This is a genomic window from Pseudoalteromonas sp. J2K-J031 (genome assembly GCF_058197095.2).
Genome location: NZ_CM200280.1, coordinates 419,249 through 445,652, shown reverse-complemented (window position 1 = coordinate 445,652; position 26,404 = coordinate 419,249). Strand labels below are relative to the sequence as shown.

Below are 26,404 nucleotides of genomic sequence, written 5' to 3'. Positions count from 1 at the left end.
ATGATGGGGGGTGGGTTGATGGCGCAGTTGATCGCTTATCACTGACTACACGTATTTAACGCTACATTGTTATTATCACCGAGAACCTAATGTCTGCGACCCATCATGTAAACCTCAGCTATTTAGGCTTGTTGCCATTTTTGATGTTAACAGGCGGCTATTTTTTTACCGAAGCGCCGTCGATCCTTCAAGCATTTGTTATCTACAGCGTCTGCATTTTAAGTTTTGTTGCAGGCAGTCTGTGGCAAGCTCCTTTTAATACTCAACACAAACAAAGTGATAAATATCGTCAAGGTAGCGTTGAGTCGTTAGAGCAATCAACTGCTCGCAGCCAGTCAAGTACTCAGGCATGGCTGATTGTACTGGTGACGTTGCCACTACCTCTAGGGATGTTTGTGAGTGTCCAAACGAGTTTACTGTGGTTGGCCGGTAGTTTTGTGTGGTTATTATTACTGCAAAAACGCTTACCCAATTGGCCTTTATTAAGCAAAGAATACCAACAAATGCGGGCTAAAATAACTTCAGTTGTTTTGGTATGCCATTTGTTGATGTGGGCACAATTGAGCCATTTAGGAGTGGTTGCATGAACCAAATTAATCCAAAAGCGCTGCTACACAGTAAGTGGACGGCTGCTACACCAGTAAACCGAGAAAAACACTTTGCTGTGACGGAAGTTGAATTTAATGAAGATAAAAAAGTGATTCGATGTGTTATTCAAGCCGTTTACAACGATAATGAATATGAGATTAATTGGCGAGATTTAAAGCAACCCATGCTTTGGCGCCAAGGTTGGTGTTAATGTTGGTGGTAAGTGCAAGCCTGCTTGTGAAGGCGGGCGCAGCTTGGCTGCTGTTGTTGAAGGAATAAATATATGCCAGATATTTATTCTTGATATTTCTTACTGTAATAGCCCGTTTATTTAACTTAACCCAACATGGTTTTTTTAAAACAGCACGTTGGGTTAGCTTACAAACGTCTATTAAGGTTAACGAATATCAGTTAATAATTTTGGTGAACCAAATTGTTGTAATTTGCCACCGGCATGTTCGATGATCTTGGTCCAAAATAGTTTGAGCGAGTTTAGATCTGCCGCAGATGAGTATGCTTTACCACCTTGAGCATAGCCACCCCCAATAATATATACCTCAACAGAAGAGAGTGCTGTTGAAGAAATCGTTGCTGCATACTTTTTAAATTCTACATCCGCATTAATAGATCTAATCTTTCCTGAAGCATAAAAACTAGAGATATCAGAGTTTTCTAGCATATCAGAGACTAGGATCATAATACGGCGCTGAGCATTATTTGATGCGTAAATCGTAGAAGATACATCTAAAATCGAGCCAATAAGTTCCGTTTTCGGGTAGTTCTGATCACTATCATGGAACGAGGCTTTTAGATTTTTATGGACAAGCTCGATTGCTTTTTTACCTTGAACTTCCATGCACTTATCAAATTTATTTAGCTTTATCCGATTCATTGCATTGCGTTGTTCATCTGTTAGTGGTTGGTCAAACTCACCATCAAAAGTGATGTCAGTATAGCGTCCCTTTGCGTTTGCAGAGAAAGACACCAGCCGGATCCGATCTCCTTGGCTGACAAGTTGTTGTACTTGTTGATGCACGCTCTTTTTTAGGTTTTTATCAAGATTGACGGTTTGATCAACTAAAACAACAATGTCTCTTATTGGATGCGTTGGTTTAAGTTCTGCCACATCAGCATACGTATAGCATGAGATAATGTCGCTTTTATCTGCCAGTGCAAAGGCGAGAGGGCTCGCCATTACTGTCAGCAACATGAGTGTGACTTGTTTTATCATAATTTACCTTCAGCTTTTAACTTTTCTAAAATACGCATGCGTTGTTCTTCGGGAGTTTCTGTCTTTTTACTCAGGGCTTCGGCAATTAGCTGCTTTTCTACTTCTTCATCACTCATAGCCTGTTGTTGGTGTTGCGCCAGAAGCTGTTTTTCGAGCTCTTCGTCCGATAAGTGTTTCGTCTCATTATTCGTGCTTTGGCTCGCTGATTTAGAAACGATGTCTGAGTGTTCGCGATCACGTTCAAGCACGGTTTGTGTTTGGCGATTTCGACTTGAAAGCGATTGTTCAGACTCTTGCTCTACATAACTTAAAAATGAGCGTTCAGATGTCTGTTTAAGTAAATCAGCAATACGGCTGTTCATCGTACTATCCATAAGTGCTTTAGCCATTCGAGATTGTAAATCACCTAAGGTTTTTTGGGCGCGCTGTGAGATTTTTTTAGCCTGAGCGTCCATTGCTGCTTCATATTGGTTTTTAGTATTGTATTTGTGGGTGTTTTTCCAAGCTGATTTAGAATGTTTGCCGACAAAGCCAAACTTAAACGAAATCCATGTTGCAAAAACCTGTAAAACGAAAAATAAAATAGCGAGCATACCAAATGTGGCCCAGCTTCCTTGTTTTGTTGCCTGACAAATTTCGGTTTCACCTTGTTCTAGCGCTTCAGTGGCTATCTTTTGTGACTCTACTGGTGGTGGCGGTGTCGCACTGTATAAATCATCCAAACTTGTTGAGTACGAACTTGTTACTTCAGCATGGGGCTGGCACATGGCATCTTGTGTTTGTGCCACTTCTAACGTTTTAACTCGCACAAAGGTAATAATGACACCAATAACAATGATTGCTAACACAGCCCCTATTGTGAAAGTGTGCTTTTTCATCGGAGAATTAACATCTAAACGGTTTAGCCGCTGTTTGTATTTTGGCTCATTCTCATCTGAGAAATTGTCAATTTCATAATCAAAATCAATATTATCTAACGTTGCAGGTCTGCTGTTTGTATCATCGACTTGCCAGTTATTACGGATCCTGCCAAGAATGCTATTGCGATAAAACTCATGTCCCATCATATGGGTTAAAAAAGCGAGTATGACTGCAAAGGCAATGGCAACAATCCAAGTCATAATCACACGGGTGTTTTCAGATGCACTGAGGTCAATAAAACCAGACATGGTGTAACTAAAACCCCAAGCCTCTAAAACAAGGACTGCGAACAGCCCAAGCATCAGAAAAATACCTAAGGGTCTGCGGCCCGATTCTCCAACGATTGACAGATACTTTTTACTGGCTTCGTAATAATCACCGTCTTTGTGAATGTTAGAATACAACTCAACATAGTCTTGGCAGACCACGGTTTCTGAATGAAACCAACGACCCGTTGTATCGGGATTTTTGGCAAGTGAACGTAATTTACCGAATAAAACGTTATGATATTTAAATCCTTTCCACCAGAGGCTTAGTGCGTCCCAATTGGTGTAGGTAATGTACGCAAAGATCCCTAGCGTTGCTGCGATAACAACAAGGATATCGCGATAAGTTTGTAAGAGGCTGATTAAGTCCATCGTTTTTATCCTTTGACTAATGTCATGTTAAAGGCTTTTGCCATTAATTCATTGTTTTGCTGGTAAATCACCGCGCTAGCTTGTGTTTTGTTCGAGCCATTAGTGCTAAAAACGACATCACTACAGCGTATCAAGGCGTTATCTTCTTGAGCAAACATGCGGACTAATACCGTGCCATCGCCACGGTATGTCTCGACATTAACGGGGTATTTGAAGTCAGCTTTAGTTGCTGTACCGTCATATTGTTTGTAAAAGCTAAAATAGGGTTTGTGTGTCGGATTGAGGGTTTCTTTTTCAATTCCAATCGGGCCGAGTGTGACTGCTGTTGTATTGGCCATTCCGTACCACGCAGTACCATAAAGATTGGTAATACTGTCGGCCACTTTTGCGGCTTTAATTGGCTTGCCATTGTAAAGTTTTAACGTAGAGCGAACCACGGGTGCGGAATAGGCACAGCTACCAATAAAATCAGAGTCGTTGGCATGCGCGGCGGCAAAGAAAGTCATAACAGATTCTTTTTCTATTTCACCTAAGGCGGCTGTGACATAGCTTTTATCGAACTGAGCTAGTTTAACCCCATCTAAATCAAGGCTTTGATCTTGTGTATGATTACTTATTGAAATGGTTGGTTTGGGTACTGATTTGTTAGTTTTTTCAATTACAGGCAAGTCATTTCTTACGTTTTCAATGCGCGTTTTCTTTGCACTGGCGACTTGGATAACTTGTTCATCGGGTACTGCGATGAGAGGTGTTGCTTCATTTTTTTTATCCATCAACACATCGAGCAACTCAAAGCGACGGTTTTTACGCTTGCCTTCCTCTGTTTGATTGCTAGCTATTGGCTGTGATTCGCCAACACCTTCGTAAAATAAAATGTCTGGATGTGCGCCTGCTCTGACCAATTCACTGGCAATAAATTTTGCCCGTTTTTCTGATAGGAGTTGGTTAAATTGCGCTGAGCCTGAGCTATCGGTATGACCAACAACATAAATTTTTGATGTTTTATCAAGTGATTGCACATAGCCTTTAAGGAACCCGCGTAAACTGGCGAGTTGCTGTGGGTCGGTTACTTCAGCTTTAGCTGATTCGAACATCGGCTTTTCAGTCGTTAATGAAACTTGTGAAGCGATGACGTTTTGTGTGGCGTTAGTTGAGAAGCTACTGCCATTTTTATTATCATTTGAGATGCGTTCAAACTCTGGTTTTAGAGAGTTTTCTTTTGCAAGTTTTGCTAGCTCTTCTTCTCTTTTGTCTAAATAAGCACCAATGCCGCAGCCTGCAATAAATCCCACTCCAGCGCCAATAATACTCTTTTTTGTGTCACCAGTGACCAAGAATGTACCCAAAGCGCCCACTGTTGCACCGCCAATACAACCAATTGTGGTATTAGAAATACCCTCAGTTGATGCGCAGCCGTTTAATACGAGGGGAGCACACAGCGCTAAAGCTACCGATTTAGTGTGATTTGTCCATTCCATCTTTTTATTGTTCCTTTTTAAAAATGGTTTTTCTTCGAATGCGCAGTCAAGGATGTAAAAATATTGCATTCAAAGCACAATGTACTCTGAATATATTAGTTATTCAATGGAATCAATGTTTTATATTAGGAAGTGTTCAAATGATAGAGTGGCTTCAAAGCGAGTTTTATAGTTTATATACGCCTTTTGGCAGACCCTATCAAACTTAGTGTTAAACATAGATATGATACAAGCATGACCGCCATGAAGCTTCGTACCAATCGGTACTGATATGACTCATTGCTTAGGTTTTTATTTTGTCTATGAATCATTTATCACACTAATTATCCCAATTAACGCAATTGCTTTTGCAAATCATTCTCATTTCTATTATATTGCATCGCGATTTGATAATTACTTTTTAGGCTTCCTGATGACACGTCGTACTTTTAAATTAAGCGCTCTTTTTGTTGCTACCTCGGTAATGATTTCTGGTCATGTTTTTGCTGATGATGGCAAAACAGGCATCGAGAAAATCCAAGTGTTAGGTGATAAACACAGTAACTATTTGGCTGTTGAAGCCGAAACGGCCTCTAAGCTGGGTATTTCAATTAAAGAAACACCGCAATCGGTACGTGTGGTCACTCGCGCGTTGATGGACGACTTTTCGTTAGATGATGTGAATCAAGTGCTTGAAACCACCCCTGGTGTATCGGTCGAAAAGATTGAAACGGATCGTACTTATTTTAAAGCGCGTGGCTTTGATATTCTGAATTTTCAAGTTGATGGCCTCGGTTTGCCACAAGACAGAGGTGCTTTGCAAGGGACTCTTGATACGGCGATTTACCAACGAGTCGAAGTGGCAATGGGCGCTAATGGCATGATGACTGGCGCGGGCAACCCTTCAGCTACGGTCAATTTCATTCGTAAACGCCCTACAGCCGATTTACGCGCCGATGTGTCAGTCACTGCGGGCTCTTGGTCTAATAAACGTGTTGAAGCCGATGTCTCGGGCAGCTTTAACGAGGTGGTGTCGAGTCGTGCGGTGGTTGTGAAGCAAAAACGTGACTCATACCTTGATCGTTATGCAGTCGATCGTGACGTTTTTTATGGCATTGTAGAATTAGCGCTTACGGATACCACCACTTTATCGTCGAGCCTAACTTATCAAAGTAATGATGCAGACAGCCCTCTTTGGGGGGCGCTGGCATTATTTGATAATAAAGGTCAGCCAACACAGTATGACGTGTCGACATCAACCGCTGCCGATTGGGCGTATTGGAACAATACCTCAAAGCAAGCATTTGTTGAGCTTGAGCAACTGATTGGTGACAATTGGAGTGTTCTGGCACGTTATGCACACACTCAAAATGAGCAAGATTCAAACTTATTTTATGTCTACGGCACACCCGATGCAGAAACAGGCTTAGGTTTAACGGGCTACGCCAGTGACTACCAATTGCGTGACCGTGTGAACTTGTTTGATGTGTATGCGCGTGGCAGTGTTGAGTTATTTGGCCAAACACACTTACTTGCATTTGGCGCGAGCGAAGCTGATATGTATTATTTTGATCGCTCATTGTATGACTACCAAACGGGCAATGGATTTCCACCTATGCCAAATTTAAATGAGTGGGATGGGGTTGCGCCCGTACCAACTCTGGTCGATGTAAATCCCAAAGCGCCAGGCTCAGATGTGCACAGTGAGCAAAGCTCGCAGTATGTCTCTGCCCGTTTTTCGATTACGGATGAGTTGAAACTACTCAGTGGGCTCAGATACACCCATTGGGAAACCCAAGGTGTGTCGTATGGAAATGACAAGGGCCGCGAAGAAAGCAACACCAGTGCTCATTTTGGTCTTGTCTACACAGTGAATGATGATATCAACGTGTATTCATCCTACAGCGACACGTTTGCACCACAGTCAGAAAAAGACATCACTGGCGCACAACTTGCGCCAATAGAAGGTGACACCCAAGAACTTGGTGTTAAAGCGGAACTATTTGATTCAAGCCTGATGTTAAACGTGGCTTTATTCAATGCTGAACAAGAAAATATCGCGGTGGGCGATGCCGCCAATTCTACCCCTGATCAGAGCGTACATAAAGCCGCACCGGGCATTCAGTCTAAAGGTTATGAGATTGAGCTAAGTGGTGATTTAGGTTATGGCTTTAGCGCAAACCTTGGTTACACCCACACCACTATTGATGTGTCTGATACCGTTAATGCCGGTAATATCGAAGCACAGCTTGTGAAAGATTATACTCCTAAACAAGTATTTAAGTTGGCAGTCAAGCATGAGGTTGCAGCTATTGAAGGTTTGAGCTTTGGTATGAATATGCGCTGGCAAGACGATATTAGCCGCATTCAAAACCCACAGCCTTTAGTGGTCACTAAGCAAGAGGCTTATGCCATTGTTAATGTGATGGCCAGTTATGACATTAACGAGCACGTTAACCTCACCTTTAATGCCAATAATGTCTTTGATCAGCAATACCTGAACTCATTGTATTGGGCGCAGGGTTATTATGGTGCCCCCCGTAATTTTGCAATGACGCTTAATTGGTCATTGTAAATTAATCATCTTATTAAGGCCGCATTCGCGGCCTTTTGCGGTTTATCGCGATCGATTTTTAGTAATTAATAGGGGCACTAAGAATGAAGAAAACACTCCATTTATGGCATCGATATTTGGGCTTAGCGGTTGCGATACCGCTGATTATTATTTCGTTAACTGGCAGTATTTTAGTCTTTAAAGAAGAAATCGATCACTTTCTCATGCCAGAGTTAGCCGTTGTGACGGGGACTCCAGGACAACGGATAAGTTATGATGTATTGCGACAAACAGTCAATTCAACATTAAATGGCTATGAAATTGGCAGTTGGGAAGTATTTGATGATGGTCAAACAGCCGATCGCATTTATGCACTGAAACAGGGCACTAATGAATGGTTTAAAGTGTATGTCGATCAGTATCAAGGTGAGGTGCGCTCGCAGCCCGTTGCAGTTAACTACTATCTGACCGATTGGTTGCTCGACTTACATTATAAGTTTTTAATCGGTGATACTGGGCTGTGGGTCACGGGCGTGGCATCGCTAATTTTGTTATTTATGGGGATCTCTGGGCTAGTCATTTATCGTCAGTTCTGGAAAAAATTTTTTACTTTACGGTTAAAAGTAAAGCGTATTGCTTTGTTTAGTGATCTGCATAAGCTTGTCGGTATTTGGTCTGCACCTATCTTACTTGTGATTGGTTTTACTGGCGTGTATTGGAATGTCTCTGAGATTATCCATCATGAGCTAGAGCACAGTAAAGAACAGCAGCATGTGATCACGGGGCGACTGTATAATCATCAATTATCGCTCGATAAAATGATGGCAGAGGCAAGGCAGCAAATGGGTGGTTTTACCGCGACCTACTTATTGTTTCCCTATGAGCCAGAGTTACAGATTACTTTTTTTGGTGAAGTAGCCGATACCAGTTTTGTCACCAGTGAATACTCTTCAACCGTGAGCTTTGATAAACACACTGGGGAGCGGTTATCGAATTACGACATTCGAGAAGCACCGTTTTATTTAGTGGCGGTCGATAGCTTTAGAAAGCTCCACTTTGGTTATTTTGCTGGTTTACCCGGTCGGATCATTTGGTGCTTGATAGGGCTGACGCCACTTATTTTTGCAGTGACAGGTTGTTATATGTGGCTAAAACGTCGCAGGCCTAAAAAACGACAATTGTGTGTTGCACAACCTATTTGATCAATAGCCAGAGCAGTCTCTGGCTTTTTTGTAACTGAATAATTACTGGATAAGAGACTTTTAAAGTTAGCAAAGCGGATTGGGGCAGATAAAAGGCGTTAGATTAAAAAGGAGGTTACCCCCCTTTTTATGATTTAATTGCTTTTGGCTCGTAGTCGTGACTAAATATACGCAGCAATTTGATGGGTAATGGTATTGCTATTTGGCCTTCTTTATAAGATTCCATCGTTGCTTTAAGTTCGCGGTACTTGCTGTCTTTATCGGTATCTAAATTGATCATGCCCATAGTCCACTTTGAAAAAACACGTCTGTCTGTGGGGCTTGAATGCATTAAATTACAGTCTTTATGGCGTGTATCTTTCATTATTTTTTCATACAAACGCTCGATGATTTCTTTGTCACCTTCGAGAACTTGTATAATCCAACCACCGTTATAAAACAAACAGCCAGTGATATTTTGGTTTTCGTTGTTACGTCTTGCAACTTCGAGTAATTGAACAAAATCATGGCTGGTGTATTTATGTGCTTCTCTACTTTGATAGATTAACTGATGCAACGACATAACAATCCTGCTTTTTTAGTTAGGGCTGTTAAATATATAACCCTAAAATGAAGATCCGTCATTTTTTAAGCCCAAATAACTTTAGGCTGCCTTGTTTTCATTATTAGGCAGCCATTGGCCAACGTTAAAACTGGTAGCTTAGCCCTGCTGATAATTGGCGTGTTCTTCCTAATACCATGCCATCAACGCGGCTGGTTAAATAGCGCTTGTCTGTTAAGTTTTGGGCATTGAAGTAAAGGGTGAGTTGCTCCGTTGGACGGTAGTTAAAGGCAAAATTGAACACCGTATAAGAAGGAATAATGCCTTCTTCGCCACTTTCTGATGGATTTTGAGTATTAGCGGCATCGACAAATTGCTCACTGAGGTAATTGAGGCTCAGTCTTGCATCAATGTTGTTTTGCGCATTTTCAAAACCGACAGCAAAAGAGAGCATTTGTTTTGGTGCATACGGTAGGCGATTACCAATTTCAAACGAGGAGGTCGCAATGATGTTTTCGCCTTTATCATCAAATGTTTTTTGTAGGCTACGGAACTCTGCTAAAAATAAGTTTGTATAGTTAGCATGTAAATAAACATTGTATGAAGTGTGGTACAGCTCAGCAAAATTAAGCTGACCGGTTAATTCTAAGCCTGCTTGATGAGAGCGCCCCGCATTAATATAGCGCCCTTGTGTCGATTGAATAACGATTTGGTCAAAATCCGTGTAAAAAAGCGTAGCATCGAGCTGCGTTGCAGGTAAAGCGGCACTTCGAAATCCCACTTCGTAATTGATACTTTGCTCAGGTTTAGTGCCTAAAAAAGAAGCGTCGGGTTCTTCGTCTTCAATGTCACGATTTGGCCTTGCGGGCGAAAAACCTTGGTGAATGCCAGCAAATAAGGTGGTGTCGTTGGCCATTTGGTATGTTGCGCCAAGGCCGGGTAATAATATACGATAACTTTGGGTGAATTGTTTCTCAGGATTAGTGGGCGCGGCTCCTTCGGTTCTAAGGTAATCGGTACTCCAGGTAACATCTTCTAGGCGAAGGCCGGGTGTGATGGTCCATGCGCCAGTTTTAAAGGCATTTTTAATATAATAAGCGCGTGCAGTGACATCAATTTGAATGTGTTCTTGATGCCAACCTGCTCGTTGTGCATCTTTATCAACATCTCGATAACTTTTGGCAAAATCAAGAGATTGAAAACGTGCATCGTAGCCTCTAAATTGATGGCGTTGAATGTCTTCGCGATGATAGCGTGCTCCGATAATCGCATCGCTGTCTACGCCTAACCATTGGTGTTTAAAGGTAAGTCTAGGTTCGATACCCCAATAATTATAATAACGTGGTCGCCAACGACCTCCGCATATTTGAGCGTTTTCTTCGGTTGCGCTCAGTGCACGTCGTGCACCGGGTACATCTGCTAGCCCGTCGATGGTTGGGCAATATTCAATTGCTTCGCCAGGGCCATTAATTTGCCTCAATGACGCTCGGTCGTTATCAACATGGTAAAACTGAGTCGACAGGCCAGCTGCTTTATTGATATTAAAGTCATGAATGATGTGTAAAGTATCGCGTTGTTGAATAAACCGATCGATGCTGCCTGTCGGTGCTTGAAATGGATTTTGGGCAAATTCGGCTTCAGATAATCCTGTTTCGGAAATATGTGAATCTTCTTCAAATTGAGCATATTTTGCGGTGATATGGTGTTGATTATTGATATGCCATGAACCTTTGATGGAATAGTCACTCAAAGACATTGAATGATCGGTGCGGATCCCATTACCGTTTTTATTTACGGCGCTTAATAGCACTCCGCCATCCGAGTTCCCCATGCCTAAGCGTGCGTAATAACTCCGAAAGTCATTCTCACCTACTTCGGCATTAAGTGCGCCTGAAATTCCATTTTCGGGAACGGGTAAGGTCACAAAATTAATCATGCCGCCAATGGTTTGAGGGCCATTAAGAACTTGGCCTGCGCCTTTAACCACTTCAATATATTGCATATTATCTAAAGGCGGTGAGTAGTGAGCGGATGGGTCGCCATAAGGTGCCAAAAAAAGTGGCATGCCATCTTCCATCAACAAGGTTCGTGAACTGCGACGAGGGTCAAGTCCACGCATACCAATATTTAAATGAGTTGAAAAGACATCTTCACCTACCACATTAATACCCGCGATATTTTCAAGTGCTTCTTTAATCGAAAATGGCCGTTGTTGCTCGATTTGCGCTCGGTCTAAAGCGACGATTGCACCAGCGATGTTGTGCTGATTGGCGGTAATAATATGCGTGATTGTGATTTGCTCAATCGCTAGGTCTTCAGCGTTTGAGGGCTCATTGGCAAAAGCAGCCATTGGGAGGCCAATAGCATAAAAAAAGATACAATAACGAGGTGTCGGTTTCATAGTTTTAGCCGCAATAAAAGAAAAAATTTGTATGAAAGATGAATGAAAGTGTTCTGTGCATTCAAAATACACTATAGCATAATCAAGTAATTACAAGTTTTTGAGGTGTAAATAAACGTGTTGAGGTTACGATATTTAGCTTACTGCCTTAGCTAAATTTATACACAACAGCAAAACTATGATTAGCGTTTATAGCTATGCCATTTTGTGTGCTCGCTATTTAAGATTATCGAAAATACCTAATAAACCTGAACTCTGGATAATAAATCTATCCCCAGAGGCTATTTTCAACAATAACTACGTTGAGTTTACTTGCAATAGACCCGCTATTGACGCGTAACCTCGCCTTGTTATCCCTGTAAATCTTCGACTGGAGAGTTTCTTGATTTTTATATAAATCAAATCAATGCGTTACTAAATCTATTAACCCGAGCTCAGGTTAATAAAAATAAATAGATTGCGTATTCTAAGGCTTTGATTGATGATTTTTAGTGCTATGTACAACACTAATATTGTAGCGGGTGAGAACGAATAGCGAATAATCAACATAAAAAAGCGGCTGAAGCCGCTTTTTTATGTTTTTACATAAGAGCTTTAAGCTTGGGGTGTTAATCCCACGCCCTCACTATTTAAAAAGATTAACGTAAATCAAAACGGTCGAGTGTCATTACTTTGCCCCATGCGGCAGCAAAGTCTTCAACAAATTTTTTCTCAGCACCTTTAGCTGCATACACTTCAGTCATTGAACGAAGCTCCGAATTTGAACCAAAAATTAAATCAACCGGTGTTGCTGTCCATTTTAGTTGGTTTGTTTTGCGATCATGGCCTTGGTAAACGCCTTCGGTATCTGATTTTGTCCACTTAGTAGACATATCCAGTAAGTTAACAAAAAAGTCATTGTTTAATGTGCCCGGTTTTGCCGTCAATACACCATGTTGTACGCCATTGGTATTGGCATTAAGCGCGCGCATACCACCAACTAAGACCGTCATTTCTGGCACTGTTAAGTTCAGTAAGTCTGCACGTTCAATCAGCATTTCGGCCGGCGAGAAATAACTGTCATCGCTGTAAAAGTTACGAAATGCATCGGCTTTGGGCTCAAACACATGTATTACTGAATGCAATGGCCCAAGAGGCAACGTTTAAACAATTTGACATACTCAATAACCAGCTTCAACGCACAGCGCAGACTTCGAGCGAGACACTTGACCCATTTTACTTTTTTATTCGCGGTTTTAGTGAGCTTAATTTTTCTTTCTTTTCGGCAAATGAAGACATTAAAAACGTGGAAGATCGAGAGCATCAACGTTTTATCACGTACTTTACTGAACATCCTGTGGCTATCAGGGAATTTCATCGTAGGGCAGTCGCGCAGCATAAGTCACAGCTTGAAGAACAGTATCAAGCCATCATCAAGCACTTTCCAGAGCAGGAAATTGACACTGTTGATGATTTTTTTAACGTTCGCTGCCCTTAAGACGATCGCACATTCAATTGAATGCGTATTAATGCACAACTAATACAGTTTTATGTTGAGAATACAAAATGTTAAAAATAATGCTCAGTGGCTTGTTAATACTTGTTTTATCAGGCTGTTCAACCCAGTATCCGAATCAATCCTTGCTTGGTAAGTCGTTTCCTGTGGTATCAGGCGAAAGCTTGGAAAAAAAGGAAATGATACTGCCAACCGATTTCGACCACGACCAGACTCTTTTATTGATTGGATACAAACAAGACAGCCAGTTTGATATTGACCGTTGGTTGATTGGTTTGGACATGACAGATACCGTACTGCCGACGTATGAATTACCGACTATTCAGGGCATGGCACCGCGTATGTTTAGTACGTTAATTGATAACGGAATGCGCAAAGGGATCCCAAAAGAAATGTGGGGCGGGGTCATCACCATTTATAAAGACGGTGATGCCGTGCAACAGTTTACGGGTAACGAAAACCCGAATAATACGCGAGTGGTTTTAATTAACCGATCGGGTGAGATCGTGTACTTTTACGACCGTGGTTTTTCTGTCGCAGCCCTCAATGATCTCAAAGCCGTGATAAAAAACAACAAGGGTTAGCGAGCGTAATGGCTTAAGTCCTGAACTAACAATACGGTAACACTTTTGGCTTTTATGGTTTGTTAAGTAAATATAGGATAACGACTTACAAGGATGTGAGGTGAAGTTTAAACAACTACCCTTAATAGGTTTAGTGATATGCGCAGGTTGCACTGTCATTGATAAAAAATCACAGACAGTGTCACCCAGCGCTATGTCACTCTAAATTTTGCTAAGGGTGCAGCCAAAAACAAATTAATGTATGGCATTGAGTGGGTTTTTCTTTTGGAGTACTTTTTTGCAGTATTAGTTAGCCGATTTTATGTACCTGACCTGATTTATGATTAATAAAGATATCAAAGCATTGAGCTATAGATGCATATTTTATTACTCACTTGCTAGGGATTGTTCTGGGAGTCATGCCAATTGCTTTTGGTCTATGTTGTCAGTGTTAAAAAAGCTGTTTAAAATAGGTTTATTACTCAGTATTTAGAATATCGTCTTGATTCGAATGATTTTTAGTCTCTAAGTGCGACTTTTTTTTACTAAATACTTATTTCTGCATTTACTCGCTATGCTCAGTGGCTTATGGCTACTATAATGCCGGATTATTAACATAAGTTCATGTTGGCCTTTTCATTTCGAGGTAGTTAAATTTGAGTCGCGCATCCGTTATTTATCCACTTTTAATCGCAGGTCTGAGCGTGTTGCTTTGGGCATTACTCAATCAGCCCGATCGGTTGCCGCCTTGGCCACAAACCGTTCAAGGCTTTTCATTTAGTCCGATGCAAAGGCATAACGATCCTACACAAGGTCGTTTCCCTACCGAACAAGAAATTGACCGAGATCTCGCCCTGTTAGAAGGCAAGACCTATGCAGTGCGTAGTTATACTGTTGAAGGCACGCAAGGGCAAATTGCTCATTTGGCCCAAAAATATGCGCTTAATGTTGCTGTAGGTGCTTGGATAAGCGCTGACTTGAAAAAAAATGATGAGGAAATTGCGCGCCTCTACAAAGTATTTTTAAAAAATCAACGTAACATTGTGCGAGTTATTGTCGGTAACGAAGCATTGTTACGTAAAGATGTGAGTATTGAGCAATTAAAACTCTATCTAGATAAAACACGTAAGGCGCTTAAGGTGCCAATTAGTACCGCAGAGCCTTGGCATATTTGGCTAAAACACCCAGAACTGGCAGATCATGTTGATTTTATTGCAGTACATTTATTGCCGTACTGGGAAAACCTAGACGTTGATTATTCAATCACTTTTATTCAAGAAAAAATGCAAAAGCTACAAGAGACTTTTCCTGATAAAAAAATAGTGATCAGTGAAGTTGGCTGGCCAAGCCGCGGGCCGACACGTGGTGCAGCTAAGGCGTCGCTTGCGAATCAGGCCCGTTTTTTACGTAATTTTTTAGAGATGGCTGAACGCCAAAATTATACCTATTACATCATGGAAGCCTTTGATCAGCCTTGGAAATCAGGGATAGAGGGTGAAGCTGGGGATTTTTGGGGCGTTTATAACGCAGACCGTACTTTAAAATTTCCGCAAGCAGAGCCGGTGGTGAGAGTACCGGAGTGGCGTACCCTTGCTGGAATTTGTGTGGCTATTTCGTTAATTTTGGTGAGCTTTTTGTTTCGCGACAGCAAAGGGTTACACCATAGAGGACGAGGTTTTTTAACTGTTCTTTCGTTTGCGATAGCGACGGGCACCGTTTGGATCGTGTACGATTTTACTCAAAGATACATGACAGTGGGCACCTTTATTACGGGGGTGATCATTACACTTTCGGCTTTAGGTATTGGTGCTGTTGTATTAGCTGAAGCGCATGAATGGGCTGAAGCGCAGTGGACAAGAGTATATCGACGCACTGCAAAACGGATGTTGCCGAGCCAATATCAACCTAAAGTGTCTATTCATGTCCCTGCTTATAATGAACCGCCGGAAATGCTTAAAGCGACGTTGGATGCGTTGAGTCAATTAGATTACCAAAACTTTGAAGTTATCGTCATTGATAACAATACCAAAGACCCTGAGGTCTGGCAGCCCGTTGAGCAACATTGTGCGTTATTGGGTGATAAGTTTAAGTTTTTTCATGTTGACCCGCTGTCTGGTTTTAAAGCAGGTGCGCTTAATTTTGCTCTGGAACAAACGGCGCAAGATGCCGAAATTATTGCGGTTATCGACAGCGATTACCAAGTGACTCCCGAGTGGTTAAGTGAGTTTCTGCCAGCCTTTGAAAACCCGAATATGGCTATTGTGCAAGCGCCACAAGATTACCACGACGGTGATGAGTCACTGTTTAAAGCGATGATAAATGCTGAATATCAAGGCTTTTTCCACATTGGAATGGTAACGCGTAACGAGCGCAATGCGATTATTCAACATGGTACGATGACGATGGTACGTGCTCATGTATTGCAAGAAATGCGCTGGAGTGAGTGGTCGATTACTGAAGATGCTGAGCTTGGTTTACGTATTTTGGCAGCAGGTTACGATGCAACTTATGTACCGCGTAGCTATGGTCAAGGCGTAATGCCAGACACCTTTATTGATTACAAAAAACAGCGTTTTCGTTGGGCGTATGGCGCTGTCGTGATTATGCGTGAACATTTATCTACCTTACTTGGCATGAATAAAACCAAGTTAAATAAAGGCCAGCGCTATCACTTTTTGGCAGGATGGTTGCCGTGGTTAGCTGATGGGATTAACTTATTTTTTAATATCGCTGCTATTTATTGGACCGTATTAATTGTGTTATTTCCCGAGCACTTTACCACGCCAGAAGCGTTACTTTCGGTGCTGCCATTAGCCTTCTTTGTTTTTAAACTCAGTAAAATGTTTGTCCTTTATCGACGTCGGGTTGGGACTAATTGGCGACAATCAATCGCTTCATGTATTGCAGGCCTTGCACTATCGCATACTATAGGGCGTGCCATGGTTGCGGGTTTTGTGACAAGCAAGATTGGTTTTTTCCGTACGCCAAAGTTAGCTGCAAAGAATCGCCTGTTTAAAGCATTGTTAGATTGCCGAGAAGAGTTGCTGTTTGCTATCGCCATGTTAGGTGGGGCTTATCTGATTACTTTGGGTATAAACGATGGTAGCCTCACGCATAATGTTAGTTTGCTTGACCTGTATATGTGGCGCTTGGTGATTTTAATGCAAAGTATTCCCTTCATTGCTGCAGTGGTTATTAGTTTGGTTAGTGCAATGCCTGGTATTCCGGCAAAGCTAATCGGGCCAATGAAGCCTATCAATCGCGAAGAGCATATCGTGAAAAAAGAAGAGCAAGCTGTAAAAAAATAAGGGCTTGGTTTTCAAAAGTAAAAAACAGCCACTGTCATTGTGGCTGTTTTTTTATGTGTAGCCAAAACTAAAGTAGTGAACGGAAAAGTCATGCTACCTAACCTGATCTCTAATTAATAAATTTAGTAACGTATTGATTTTATTTATATAAAAATCCAGAAGCTCTCCAATCGGAGATTTACAAGGATAACAAGGCGAGTTTACGCGTCAATAGCGGGTTTATTGCAAGTAAACTCGCATTGTTAATGTTGAAAATAGCCATTGGAGATAGATTTATTCTCTAGAGTCCAGGTTACCTAGCTTATGTGCTGGATAAGCGATTTAACAACGTATTGAATTAACGGTAAATTTTGAGGTTATCTAAAGGCGTTATGTCAAGGTTAAACGGGATGGGTTAACAGCCCATCACTAGCAATAGAGCTATCAATCTGTTTTGTAAGCTGCAATCCTATTTTATCTAACCTCAGCTCTGGATAAGAGATGTAACAATGCATTGAACTAAAAGAGGGTTATTTATGTGTTTAGATAAACAACCGCTCTTTAGCTCGTTAAAGACTATTTATTGACTTTAATCTTTACGTTTAGTTGGGTTTGGCCAAACTCCACTGTGTCCCTCTAAAAATATCATCTGAGATAACATGCACTTGTTTTAACCACTCGTTATAAATTTGGCACTCTGGCTCTTGTGATTGTTCAGGGCATAGCATTGGTTCGCCTTGCTTTGGTTGCACAATGCTGATCCCAGCAAGCGGGCGCACAATAGCAGGAGCGGGCGGGGTTAATATGGTCATTAGGTTATCTTGATCATCACCAAGTAATGCCAATATTTTACGCGGTAACTCATACATCGCAATTTCGCCCCATTGCTGTGGTCCATTTTTGCCATCAATGACAATTAAAGGGGTGCGCAGAGAATCGGCAAACATTTTGGCACTAAACTCTGATTTTTTCGATTTTAAGAAGCCAGTTTGAGTGTAGCCATCATAATTTGGGCCTAAAAAGGGCAAATGATCACCAAAAAGTACAATAATAGCGGCCGGATCTTCTTGGCGTACTTTAAGCACAAAGTCCATGATTTCTCGGGTTTTATAGTACACTTGGTTGGCATATTTTACGGCCATTTCATTCGTATTTGTTGCACTGATCATTTCAGGGCGGCGCTCATTGAGTGGGTAATCTAAATGACCAAAAATAGTAACAATGTAGTTAAATGTAGCCTGATTTTGCGCTCTATTTACCGCTGTTTTATCCCAAATTTGCTCTAATAACGATACATCACTCATGAAATTGCGGTTCATATCTTCTTGAGTAAAATCATTGATTGACCAATATTGTTCAAAACCAACGCGGTTATAAGCATTCACTCGATTCCAAAATCCCGCATAATTAGGATGTGAGGCAATCGTTTGGTAGCCAGCTTGACGTAAGTAACGTGGTAAACACGGCACTTTATTACGCAACCAGCCTTCAAAAAATACCGCATTTTGCGTAACAGGAAAGGCACATAAGGATTCAAACTCACTGTTTGCTGTGTAGCCGCCAAATACTGGCGCTAAAATAGTGCTATTTCCCGTTGCTTGCCATAACTGACGAAAGCGAGGATCAAATGGATCTTCGTTAAAACCGACGTCACCGAGCGCCATTGGATCCCAAAAAGATTCTAAAAGTAATAAATAAACGTTTCGCTTGTCGCTGATATTTGCGGTATCAGCTAAGATATTTTTTGGAAAAATAGCACGTTGTGCTGTCGCAACTTGTTCAGGTGTGATTTTAGTTTGGCCACGAGAAATTACCCGGCTGCCTTCAACCACTAAATGTAAAATTAACCCGCGATCTTTATAATTACCAGGTTGGTTCCAAACTCTGTCACCCACATGTTTATCAAACCAAAGCTGTAACGGTGTGGCTTGTTGCACATAGAGGACACCAGACACACTAAGGGTCAGTAATAATGCCCACGTTATTTTACGTTGCCACGCAATCGCCATTAATAAGCCCAGTGCAGGGATAAGCAACGCCGCCCACATAGCCCAATAGCGCCAATCGTTAAATAACTTAAACATATTGCCAACAAGGCTGAAATCGTCGGGCATGATCGGGCTGCCCAAAATCATTTGTTTCAAGGCATTGCATACTTGTAAAACAACAATAAAACTCGTGAATACCCAAGCCCAAGCAAAAAAACTGCGACACAATAAAAAAAGCACCGTAGCCAACGCAATATGAATTAAGCCATCTTTAAGCCACACACCCGACCAAACCGCAAGGTCGAACGACCAAAGCAGACTGGCTTGGATCACCGTGTATAAGCCAACAGTGTATAAAAGCATATTGAGCCAAGGCCTGCATAGGCTGAACTTTTCGTGTAAAAAACGTTTCAATGAATGTGTTTGGTTCTGTTGCATATCGCCCTACATCTGATGCGCAAGTGTGCGCTGAAGAATCCGCAGTATCATACTTAATTTACTGAAATTTAATAGCGCAATAAAAGACGAAAAACATGACTTTTTTCATCAAATATCGGCTTAATGGTTAACTTTAGCCGTATCGAAAGGTTAACAGGGTAAAGTTTGGGATGATTTTTCTGTAATACCATATTTCAACAGCCTGTATTTATTTATATAAACATAACTTTATACCTTATCATACTGAGCTTTAAAAACGATATTAAGCGTCATGGTTTATTGGTTTGCCCCTATTTTATAAACAAAGCCAGCCAAACCATAAACACAATCATCACCATGGTATTATGTTTCGATAGATGAAGGATGAAGATGAACAAGCTACAAAATAGTATCAACCTGCATCATAGTGATGTTGAACCTTTACCCTACGCGATTTACTCGTCGGTGTTTGAGCAGCATTTATTAAATGTTCCAATCGTAAGACCAGTGCTGATAGCCGTGTTAAGTGGTGAAAAACAGTTAGAAGGTGAATTTTCAGTGTGCTGTGGTGCGGGGCAGTTTGTTTTTTTATCCAATAGCCCTGCGCTTTGTATGCGAAATATTCCCAAAGAGTCATGCTATCGTGCCTTACTGATTGAATTTGAGATCAGTGATTTTGATGATGTAGTATCTATAAAAACTCCAGAGCGAGCACTATGTTATGGCGAAATTTGTCATCGTTTAAATGCCTGTTTAGCGCAATTTGTTGAATGGGCTCATATTGTGCCATCGGTTATGTGGGCTATGAGGCGCAAAGAGATTATTCAGTTATTGATTCAATTAGGTCACAGCCATGTGGGTTCATTGGTTCACAGTAATACGCTGAGTAATCAGGTACATCACATCATTGCCAACAAGTATGAACTGGACATTACGCTCGAATTATTATGCCAACGGCTTGCAATGAGTGAGTCAACTCTAAGGCGAAAGCTAAAAGCCGAAGGCGTCACTTTACAAGAAATAAAAGACCAAGTTCGCCTTGGTCAAGGGTTGCATTTATTACAAAGTACCCATAAATCAATTGGCACGATTGCCAACTTATGTGGTTATCAATCGCAATCGCGGTTTAACGACCGCTTCAAATATCGTTTTGGCATCACCCCCTCACAATTGCGAAAAACTCAAATGGCGGTTTAGGGCGAAAAGTTGACGGTTTTAAGGCTAGTTTTTATGGCACTAAAAGCTACACTGTTTAGCACTTACTTTATTGATAGTTAGAAGGAATTTTTTAATGCGTACCTCATTTATAGCTACGGCACTGTTATCGTTAAGTGTATCCCTGCCTGCGATGGCTGATGTTTTTACCTTGAGCAGCCAAGACATTGCAACAGGTCAGTTTATGACTAAAACCCATGAATTTAATGGTTTTGGTTGCACTGGCGAGGATTTATCGCCGCATTTAGCTTGGTCAAATGTGCCAGCAGGCACAAAAAGCTTTGCCATTACTGCCTATGATCCCGATGCGCCTACTGGCAGTGGTTGGTGGCATTGGCAGGTAGTGAATATTGCAAAAGACGTACAAGAATTAGCACGCGGTGCTGGCAGTCTAAATAGCATCACTCTTGGCGAAAACGCTAACCAAATTGGTAATGATTATGGCGTAAAAGCCTTCGGCGGTGCATGCCCACCTGTCGGTCATGGCGTACATCATTATCGCTTTACTGTTCATGCACTTTCAGTTGAAAAGCTGGATTTACCCGCTGATGCATCGGGTGCGTTGGCTGGCTACATGATTAATGCCAATACAATAGCCTCTAGTACGATAGAGGCTTTGTATCAGCGATAATACAATACCAGAGTGTCATTAATCTCATAGCTGGTTACTTCAATCTTTTGGGCTAAGATGAATAATTGAGAGGTTAAATTGAAATCCAATGCCTTGCTAAATCGCTTCTGTAATAATTAGGGTAATTAATATTGTTGATTTATAAAGTAAAACAACCACTTAGATGGCGCTAAGTGGTTGTTTTTTTACTTAAGTGATAGCGTGATGAGCTTTGGCTTTTTAAAGTTATAGAGTTAAACCTAGCGGTTAGTTTATTTAATTTGGCGCCTATTTTACTTTGTATGTTGTTCGTCATTTACGCAAAGAAGAGTGCGGTGCTATTTGAAAGATATAAGAAGATTTTTCATACTTTTCCTCTGCATTTGTTTGTATAATCCTCACCCTCTTTAGACCAAAATGATTGACTATGAATTACTTATCCACCTTTTTAAAAGGTATCGCTATGGGCGCAGCCGATGTGGTGCCCGGTGTTTCAGGCGGCACGATTGCTTTTATTACTGGTATTTACGACATGTTGTTAGAAAGTATTCGTCGTATTAACCCGAGTTTGATCCGTCGAATTAAAGACAATGGTTTTGCCGACGCTTTTCAACACATTAACGGTTTGTTTTTAATTACTTTGTTTGGTGGCGTGTTTACCAGTATTTTAACCTTAGCCAAACTTATTACATGGTTACTTGTCACGCATCCTATTCCATTATGGTCGTTCTTTTTTGGTTTAATATTAATTTCAGTCGTGCATGTTCTCAAACAAGTTGAACAACGCACACTTAGCCGTTTAGTGTTTTTAGTTTTAGGTGTGCTCTTTGCGTATAGCATTACCGTGTTGCAACCGATAGATTTAGATCCAACCCCCTTGAATATTGTTATCGCGGGTGCGATTGCCATTTGTGCCATGATTTTACCGGGTATTTCAGGTAGTTTTATTTTGTTATTGATTGGTATGTATGCGCCCATACTCGGGGCAGCAAAAAGCTTGCAATTTGATGTGTTATCGTTATTTTTACTCGGTTGTATTAGTGGTATTTTGTGTTTTTCTCACCTGTTATCGTGGCTTTTAAAGCGTTTTAGAGACATTACCCTCGTGTTTTTAACCGGCTTAATGTTAGGCACTCTACCAAAAATTTGGCCTTGGAAAGAAACCATCAGTTGGCGCACTAACTCACAAGGTGAGCAAGTTCCTCTCGTGCAACAAAACCTCACCCCTTTTGAATTTACGCAATTAACCGAGCAACCATCTCAATGGGGCATGGCACTAGTTATGATGCTCGTTGGGATTGGATTAGTATGGGGATTAGAACACTTCTCTCAACGTCAGCCCAGAGGTGAATCATAGCGTTAAGTGTGGGCTGTGCTAAATTAGGTGGCACAGCTATCTTCAATTAAAAACACACTACAACAACCCAGCTTAGGCTGGGTTTTTTATATCTAGCATTATTCATTTTTTGTAATATAACCTTACAATTAAGTGGGTTACATTCATACTGAACACATTATTATAAGTGAGGTAACTCTTACATAGTGTGTCAGATTGAGACGCAATTTGATAAGGAACCTTGTGTGATGAAGAAGCTATTTAGTTTTCAAGCTTGGTTTAAAGCCTGTCTTAGTTTTTTTGTGGTGATATTGTGTATATCTCGCAGTCGTATCGCCGATTAGTACGTGGTGCCAACAGGCTCAATGCAGCCCCTGTGAAGCGCTGAATTCTGTACCTTGAGGTGGCTTGGCTATATAACAGCAGCATTAGATAAAAATAAGGAAATAACATGGATTTATCCTACCAACAAGAAGTAATTAATCCCTATTCGATTAAAAAAGTAATCATTCTTTCGTTACTGTCAATTTGTATTATTGGGCTCAATATTTATTTATCTAGCCAGTTTATAGGTGAATTAAAACGCTTTAATTTAGATGCAGATGAAAAGCAGGCTTTTTCAATCTTTAGTGCTATTGGGTTACCATTAGCCTGTCTATTTATTTCACAACTTTTTATAAAATGGCGTGGTTTAAAAAATGCGGTAAAGTCTACTTTAATCGGCTCGTTAATTGTTTTAGTTGGCCAAGTTCCTGTAATATTTTTCTTGATTAACTAATTACTTAAAGAGGTTTTAGCGTCGATTGCTAATTTTAAGCTTTTGGCGCTTTGCATATAATATCACCTCGATATTGCAGTAAATTAAAAGGCAAAACGCTAGGCTTGCCAGTGTTGCTCAAAAGAGCGAATGGCTTTGCACTTTTAGATCTGTTTAAGTGGTACATATTTTATCCCTTTCCCGAAGCAAGTTTTTAAATTTGTTTTGTTTCCTTTTTCTAGTGCTAAGGCAGCATCGAAAGACGAATTGGCAAAACAATTAAACCGGATAAAAGCACACGCCCTAATGAGTTGACCCAGATGCATATTTCAGGTGAGTTTGGAGTAAAAATGCGATGAATAACAGACCTCCTCCTTCTAAGAATGGGGGCGATTTAGCCGCTGAGCATCAAAGTGATGTAGAGGCCCTGATCAAAAAATATAAACAAAAACAGGCGCAATCAGCCAAACTCGCCACGCAAATGGCTAAAAACGATATATTTAACGATGCCTTTTTGACGTTAAATCATACGCCCTTTACAGCCGATGAACGCGAGGCAATCGACACTTTGTTAGACACCATTGAGCTTGGGAAGATTGATGGGGTTAGACGGTTAAAATAAGTTTAAAGTCTATAAACACCCAAAGTTAAGGTTAAAGTGTGCAGATTATGCACAATTGGGACTCTTCGATGAAGTTAATGCATGGTTATTAAGGTTTTTTAGATATGTATTCGTAAATTGTGGTCGGTTCGGTATATACTGCACCCCATAAAAAACGGGTTTATCGTGTATTCATTGCCAAAGCAATAGCTAAGCCCTGCATAAGTCCATGCTTGCCAATTATTTGAATTAATAGCATGAATAACTCAGCTACTCATTTCAAGGAATCCATAATGAAGTTTCGCTTTCCCGTCGTAATTATCGATGAAGATTTCCGTTCAGAAAATATCTCAGGCTCAGGCATTCGCGATTTAGCTCACGCTATTGGTGAGCAAGGCTACGAAATCGTAGGGTTTACCAGTTATGGTGATTTAAGTGCGTTTGCACAGCAAGCCAGTCGTGCTTCGTGTTTTATTTTATCTATCGATGATGAAGAGTTTGGTAGCGGTACACCAGAAGAAGTCGAACATGCGTTAGTATCATTGCGTGAGTTTATTGTGCAAGTGCGCCGTCGCAATAGCGATATTCCTATTTTCCTTTATGGTGAAACACGCACCGCTGAGCATATCCCAAATGATGTATTGCGCCAGTTACATGGCTTTATCAATATGTTTGAAGATACTGCTGATTTTGTTGCCAAATACATTATTCGTGAAGCGAAAAAATATTTAGACTCTTTGGCTCCGCCATTTTTTAAAGCGCTAATGAATTATGCCAGCGATGGTTCTTACTCGTGGCATTGTCCTGGTCACTCAGGTGGCGTGGCATTTTTGAAAAGCCCTGTTGGCCAAATGTTTCACCAATTTTTTGGCGAAAACATGCTTCGTGCCGATGTGTGTAACTCGGTTGATGAGTTAGGCCAATTGCTTGATCACACCGGCCCTGTTGCGAAAAGTGAGCAAAATGCGGCGCGTATTTTTAAAGCCGACCATTTGTTTTTTGTTACAAACGGTACTTCTACATCGAATAAAATTGTTTGGCACTCTACTGTTGCGCCGGGTGATATTGTCGTGGTTGACCGAAATTGTCATAAATCGATTTTACATTCGATTATTATGACGGGAGCTATCCCTGTATTTTTAATGCCTACGCGCAACCATTACGGCATTATTGGTCCTATCCCGAAACATGAATTTTCGGCAGAGTCGATTAAAGCAAAAATTGCAGCGCATCCATTTGCTTCTAAAGCAAAAAATAAAAACCCGCGTATTTTAACCATCACCCAAAGTACCTACGACGGTGTGCTTTATAATGTTGAGCAAATTAAAGAAGAACTGGGTTCATATGTTGATACGCTGCATTTTGATGAAGCATGGCTACCTCATGCAACGTTCCATGAATTTTATCAAGACATGCATGCCATTGGCGGTGATGAGCGTCCGCGTTCGAGTGATGCTGTGGTTTTTGCGACGCAATCAACTCATAAGCTATTAGCGGGTATTTCTCAGGCATCGCAAATTTTGGTGCAAAATGCCAAAAATCGCCCGCTAGATACACACAGATTTAACGAATCATATTTAATGCATTCGTCAACTAGCCCACAATATTCAATTATTGCTTCATGTGACATTGCTGCTGCCATGATGGAGCAACCGGGTGGGCGAGCTTTGGTTGAAGAGTCACTTTCGGAGGCGATTGATTTTCGCCGTGCGATGAGAAAAGTAGCTGCAGAATTTGGTGATGATGATTGGTGGTTTAGCGTTTGGGGGCCAAAAAACCTCCCAGAAGAGGGCATTGGTGGTCGTGAAGATTGGTTAGTGAAAGCCCAAGACGATTGGCACCAATTTGGTGATATTGAAGCTGGCTTTAATATGCTCGACCCAATTAAAGCAACTATTATTACCCCGGGTTTGGGTGCTGATGGTAGTTTTGAGGCAACCGGTATTCCTGCCACTATTTTAACTAAATATTTAGCAGAACACGGTATTGTGGTTGAAAAAACCGGCCTGTATTCATTCTTTATTATGTTTACTATTGGTATTACAAAAGGTCGTTGGAACTCAATGGTGACTGAATTACAACAGTTTAAAGATGATTATGACCAAAACTTGCCACTTTGGCGCATTTTACCGGAATTTGTGGAGCGTAATCCTCAATATGAAAAAGTGGGTTTAAAAGATTTGTGTCAGCAAATTCATGCGATTTATCAGCAGTTTGATATTTCAAAAGTGACCACAAATATGTATCTTTCAAGCATTGAGCCAGCCATGTTACCTGCAGATGCATGGACAAAAATGGCGCACCGTGAAATTGAACGTGTCAGCATTGATGAGCTAGAAGGGCGCATTACAGCTATGTTAGTAACGCCGTATCCACCGGGGATCCCATTAATGGTGCCAGGTGAGCGTTTTAATACCATTATTGTTGATTATCTAAAATTCACTCGTGAATTTAATGAACGTTTTCCAGGCTTTGAAACCGATGTTCATGGTTTAGTGCGTGAAAAAATTGATGGCATTAATCATTATTTTGTTGATGTGGTTGGTCAATAACAACAGAGCGTTTAATTTGATGTTGTAACTATTTTAAACCAGCCTACTAG

Annotated in this window: 19 protein-coding genes and 1 pseudogene; 13 read left to right on the top strand and 7 right to left on the bottom strand. The window is 41.0% G+C overall.

The features are described 5' to 3' along the window. Positions 1-89: 89 nt before the first annotated feature. Together AC3KZC_RS19190 and AC3KZC_RS19185 are read left to right on the top strand one after the other, a co-directional pair. A complete protein-coding gene (locus AC3KZC_RS19190; protein ID WP_490577535.1) occupies positions 90-587 on the top strand; it encodes a DUF3429 domain-containing protein in 498 nt (165 codons plus the stop codon). Continuing rightward, positions 584-799, top strand: coding sequence for a TIGR02450 family Trp-rich protein (locus AC3KZC_RS19185; protein WP_490577536.1), 216 nt, complete (start codon positions 584-586; stop codon positions 797-799). The genes AC3KZC_RS19190 and AC3KZC_RS19185 overlap by 4 nt, the downstream gene beginning before the upstream one ends. A gap of 186 nt (positions 800-985) precedes the next feature. Here AC3KZC_RS19185 and AC3KZC_RS19180 read toward each other — a convergent pair whose 3' ends face one another. The 3 genes from AC3KZC_RS19180 to AC3KZC_RS19170 are packed head-to-tail and all read right to left on the bottom strand — an operon-like array spanning position 986 to position 4,856. Beyond that, positions 986-1,819: a hypothetical protein gene (locus AC3KZC_RS19180; RefSeq protein ID WP_490577537.1), complete on the bottom strand. Its 834-nt coding sequence runs from the start codon at positions 1,817-1,819 to the stop codon at positions 986-988. Then, positions 1,816-3,378, bottom strand: coding sequence for a hypothetical protein (locus AC3KZC_RS19175; RefSeq protein WP_490577538.1), 1,563 nt, complete (start codon positions 3,376-3,378; stop codon positions 1,816-1,818). The genes AC3KZC_RS19180 and AC3KZC_RS19175 overlap by 4 nt, the downstream gene beginning before the upstream one ends. A 5-nt stretch (positions 3,379-3,383) precedes the next feature. After that, positions 3,384-4,856 carry an OmpA family protein gene (locus AC3KZC_RS19170; protein ID WP_490577539.1) on the bottom strand — a complete coding sequence of 491 codons (1,473 nt, stop codon included), beginning with the start codon at positions 4,854-4,856 and terminating at the stop codon, positions 3,384-3,386. 412 nt (positions 4,857-5,268) lie between these two features. Between AC3KZC_RS19170 and AC3KZC_RS19165 the strand changes: the two genes are divergently transcribed. Both AC3KZC_RS19165 and AC3KZC_RS19160 read left to right on the top strand, forming a co-directional pair. After that, positions 5,269-7,410: a TonB-dependent siderophore receptor gene (locus AC3KZC_RS19165; RefSeq protein WP_490577540.1), complete on the top strand. Its 2,142-nt coding sequence runs from the start codon at positions 5,269-5,271 to the stop codon at positions 7,408-7,410. Positions 7,411-7,493: 83 nt separating this feature from the next. Next, positions 7,494-8,591: a PepSY-associated TM helix domain-containing protein gene (locus AC3KZC_RS19160; protein WP_490577541.1), complete on the top strand. Its 1,098-nt coding sequence runs from the start codon at positions 7,494-7,496 to the stop codon at positions 8,589-8,591. A gap of 127 nt (positions 8,592-8,718) precedes the next feature. Here the strand turns inward: AC3KZC_RS19160 and AC3KZC_RS19155 are convergent, their stop codons facing one another. The 3 genes and pseudogenes from AC3KZC_RS19155 to AC3KZC_RS19145 all read right to left on the bottom strand — a co-directional run. Next, the gene (locus AC3KZC_RS19155; protein ID WP_490577542.1) at positions 8,719-9,153 is read right to left on the bottom strand and encodes a BLUF domain-containing protein; all 435 of its coding nucleotides are present in this window, start codon (positions 9,151-9,153) and stop codon (positions 8,719-8,721) included. Between the two features lie 124 nt (positions 9,154-9,277). Then, the gene (locus tag AC3KZC_RS19150; protein WP_490577543.1) at positions 9,278-11,533 is read right to left on the bottom strand and encodes a TonB-dependent receptor family protein; all 2,256 of its coding nucleotides are present in this window, start codon (positions 11,531-11,533) and stop codon (positions 9,278-9,280) included. 638 nt (positions 11,534-12,171) lie between these two features. Further along, positions 12,172-12,639: pseudogene (locus AC3KZC_RS19145) on the bottom strand (peroxidase family protein); the annotation flags it as partial. Between AC3KZC_RS19145 and AC3KZC_RS19140 the strand changes: the two are divergent. The 3 genes from AC3KZC_RS19140 (at position 12,615) to AC3KZC_RS19130 (ending at position 16,899) form a co-directional block, all read left to right on the top strand. After that, on the top strand, positions 12,615-13,010 hold the full coding sequence (locus AC3KZC_RS19140; protein WP_490577544.1) for a hypothetical protein: 396 nt from the start codon (positions 12,615-12,617) through the stop codon (positions 13,008-13,010). The pseudogene AC3KZC_RS19145 and the gene AC3KZC_RS19140 overlap by 25 nt on opposite strands. A gap of 68 nt (positions 13,011-13,078) precedes the next feature. After that, positions 13,079-13,612: a hypothetical protein gene (locus AC3KZC_RS19135; RefSeq protein ID WP_490577545.1), complete on the top strand. Its 534-nt coding sequence runs from the start codon at positions 13,079-13,081 to the stop codon at positions 13,610-13,612. 635 nt (positions 13,613-14,247) lie between these two features. Further along, complete coding sequence (locus AC3KZC_RS19130) at positions 14,248-16,899, top strand: glycosyltransferase (protein ID WP_490577546.1); 2,652 nt, start codon at positions 14,248-14,250, stop codon at positions 16,897-16,899. A gap of 581 nt (positions 16,900-17,480) precedes the next feature. Here the strand turns inward: AC3KZC_RS19130 and AC3KZC_RS19125 are convergent. Beyond that, positions 17,481-19,229, bottom strand: a complete 1,749-nt coding sequence (locus AC3KZC_RS19125; protein ID WP_490577547.1) for an LTA synthase family protein — start codon at positions 19,227-19,229, stop codon at positions 17,481-17,483. A gap of 444 nt (positions 19,230-19,673) precedes the next feature. Between AC3KZC_RS19125 and AC3KZC_RS19120 the strand changes: the two genes are divergently transcribed. From AC3KZC_RS19120 to AC3KZC_RS19095, 6 genes are all read left to right on the top strand, one after another. Further along, positions 19,674-20,480 (top strand): helix-turn-helix transcriptional regulator, encoded by an 807-nt coding sequence (locus AC3KZC_RS19120; RefSeq protein WP_490577548.1) that lies wholly within the window; start codon positions 19,674-19,676, stop codon positions 20,478-20,480. Positions 20,481-20,574: 94 nt separating this feature from the next. After that, positions 20,575-21,129: a YbhB/YbcL family Raf kinase inhibitor-like protein gene (locus AC3KZC_RS19115; protein ID WP_490577549.1), complete on the top strand. Its 555-nt coding sequence runs from the start codon at positions 20,575-20,577 to the stop codon at positions 21,127-21,129. A 406-nt stretch (positions 21,130-21,535) separates the two neighbouring features. Continuing rightward, positions 21,536-22,465, top strand: coding sequence for a polyprenyl-phosphate transporter (locus AC3KZC_RS19110; RefSeq protein ID WP_490577550.1), 930 nt, complete (start codon positions 21,536-21,538; stop codon positions 22,463-22,465). Between the two features lie 430 nt (positions 22,466-22,895). Then, on the top strand, positions 22,896-23,222 hold the full coding sequence (locus tag AC3KZC_RS19105) for a hypothetical protein (protein WP_490577551.1): 327 nt from the start codon (positions 22,896-22,898) through the stop codon (positions 23,220-23,222). A 334-nt stretch (positions 23,223-23,556) separates the two neighbouring features. Further along, the gene (locus tag AC3KZC_RS19100) at positions 23,557-23,823 is read left to right on the top strand and encodes a hypothetical protein (protein WP_490577552.1); all 267 of its coding nucleotides are present in this window, start codon (positions 23,557-23,559) and stop codon (positions 23,821-23,823) included. A gap of 272 nt (positions 23,824-24,095) precedes the next feature. Next, entirely contained in the window at positions 24,096-26,354 is a 2,259-nt protein-coding gene (locus AC3KZC_RS19095; RefSeq protein ID WP_490577553.1) for an Orn/Lys/Arg family decarboxylase, read from the top strand. The last annotated feature ends 50 nt before the right edge of the window (positions 26,355-26,404 follow it).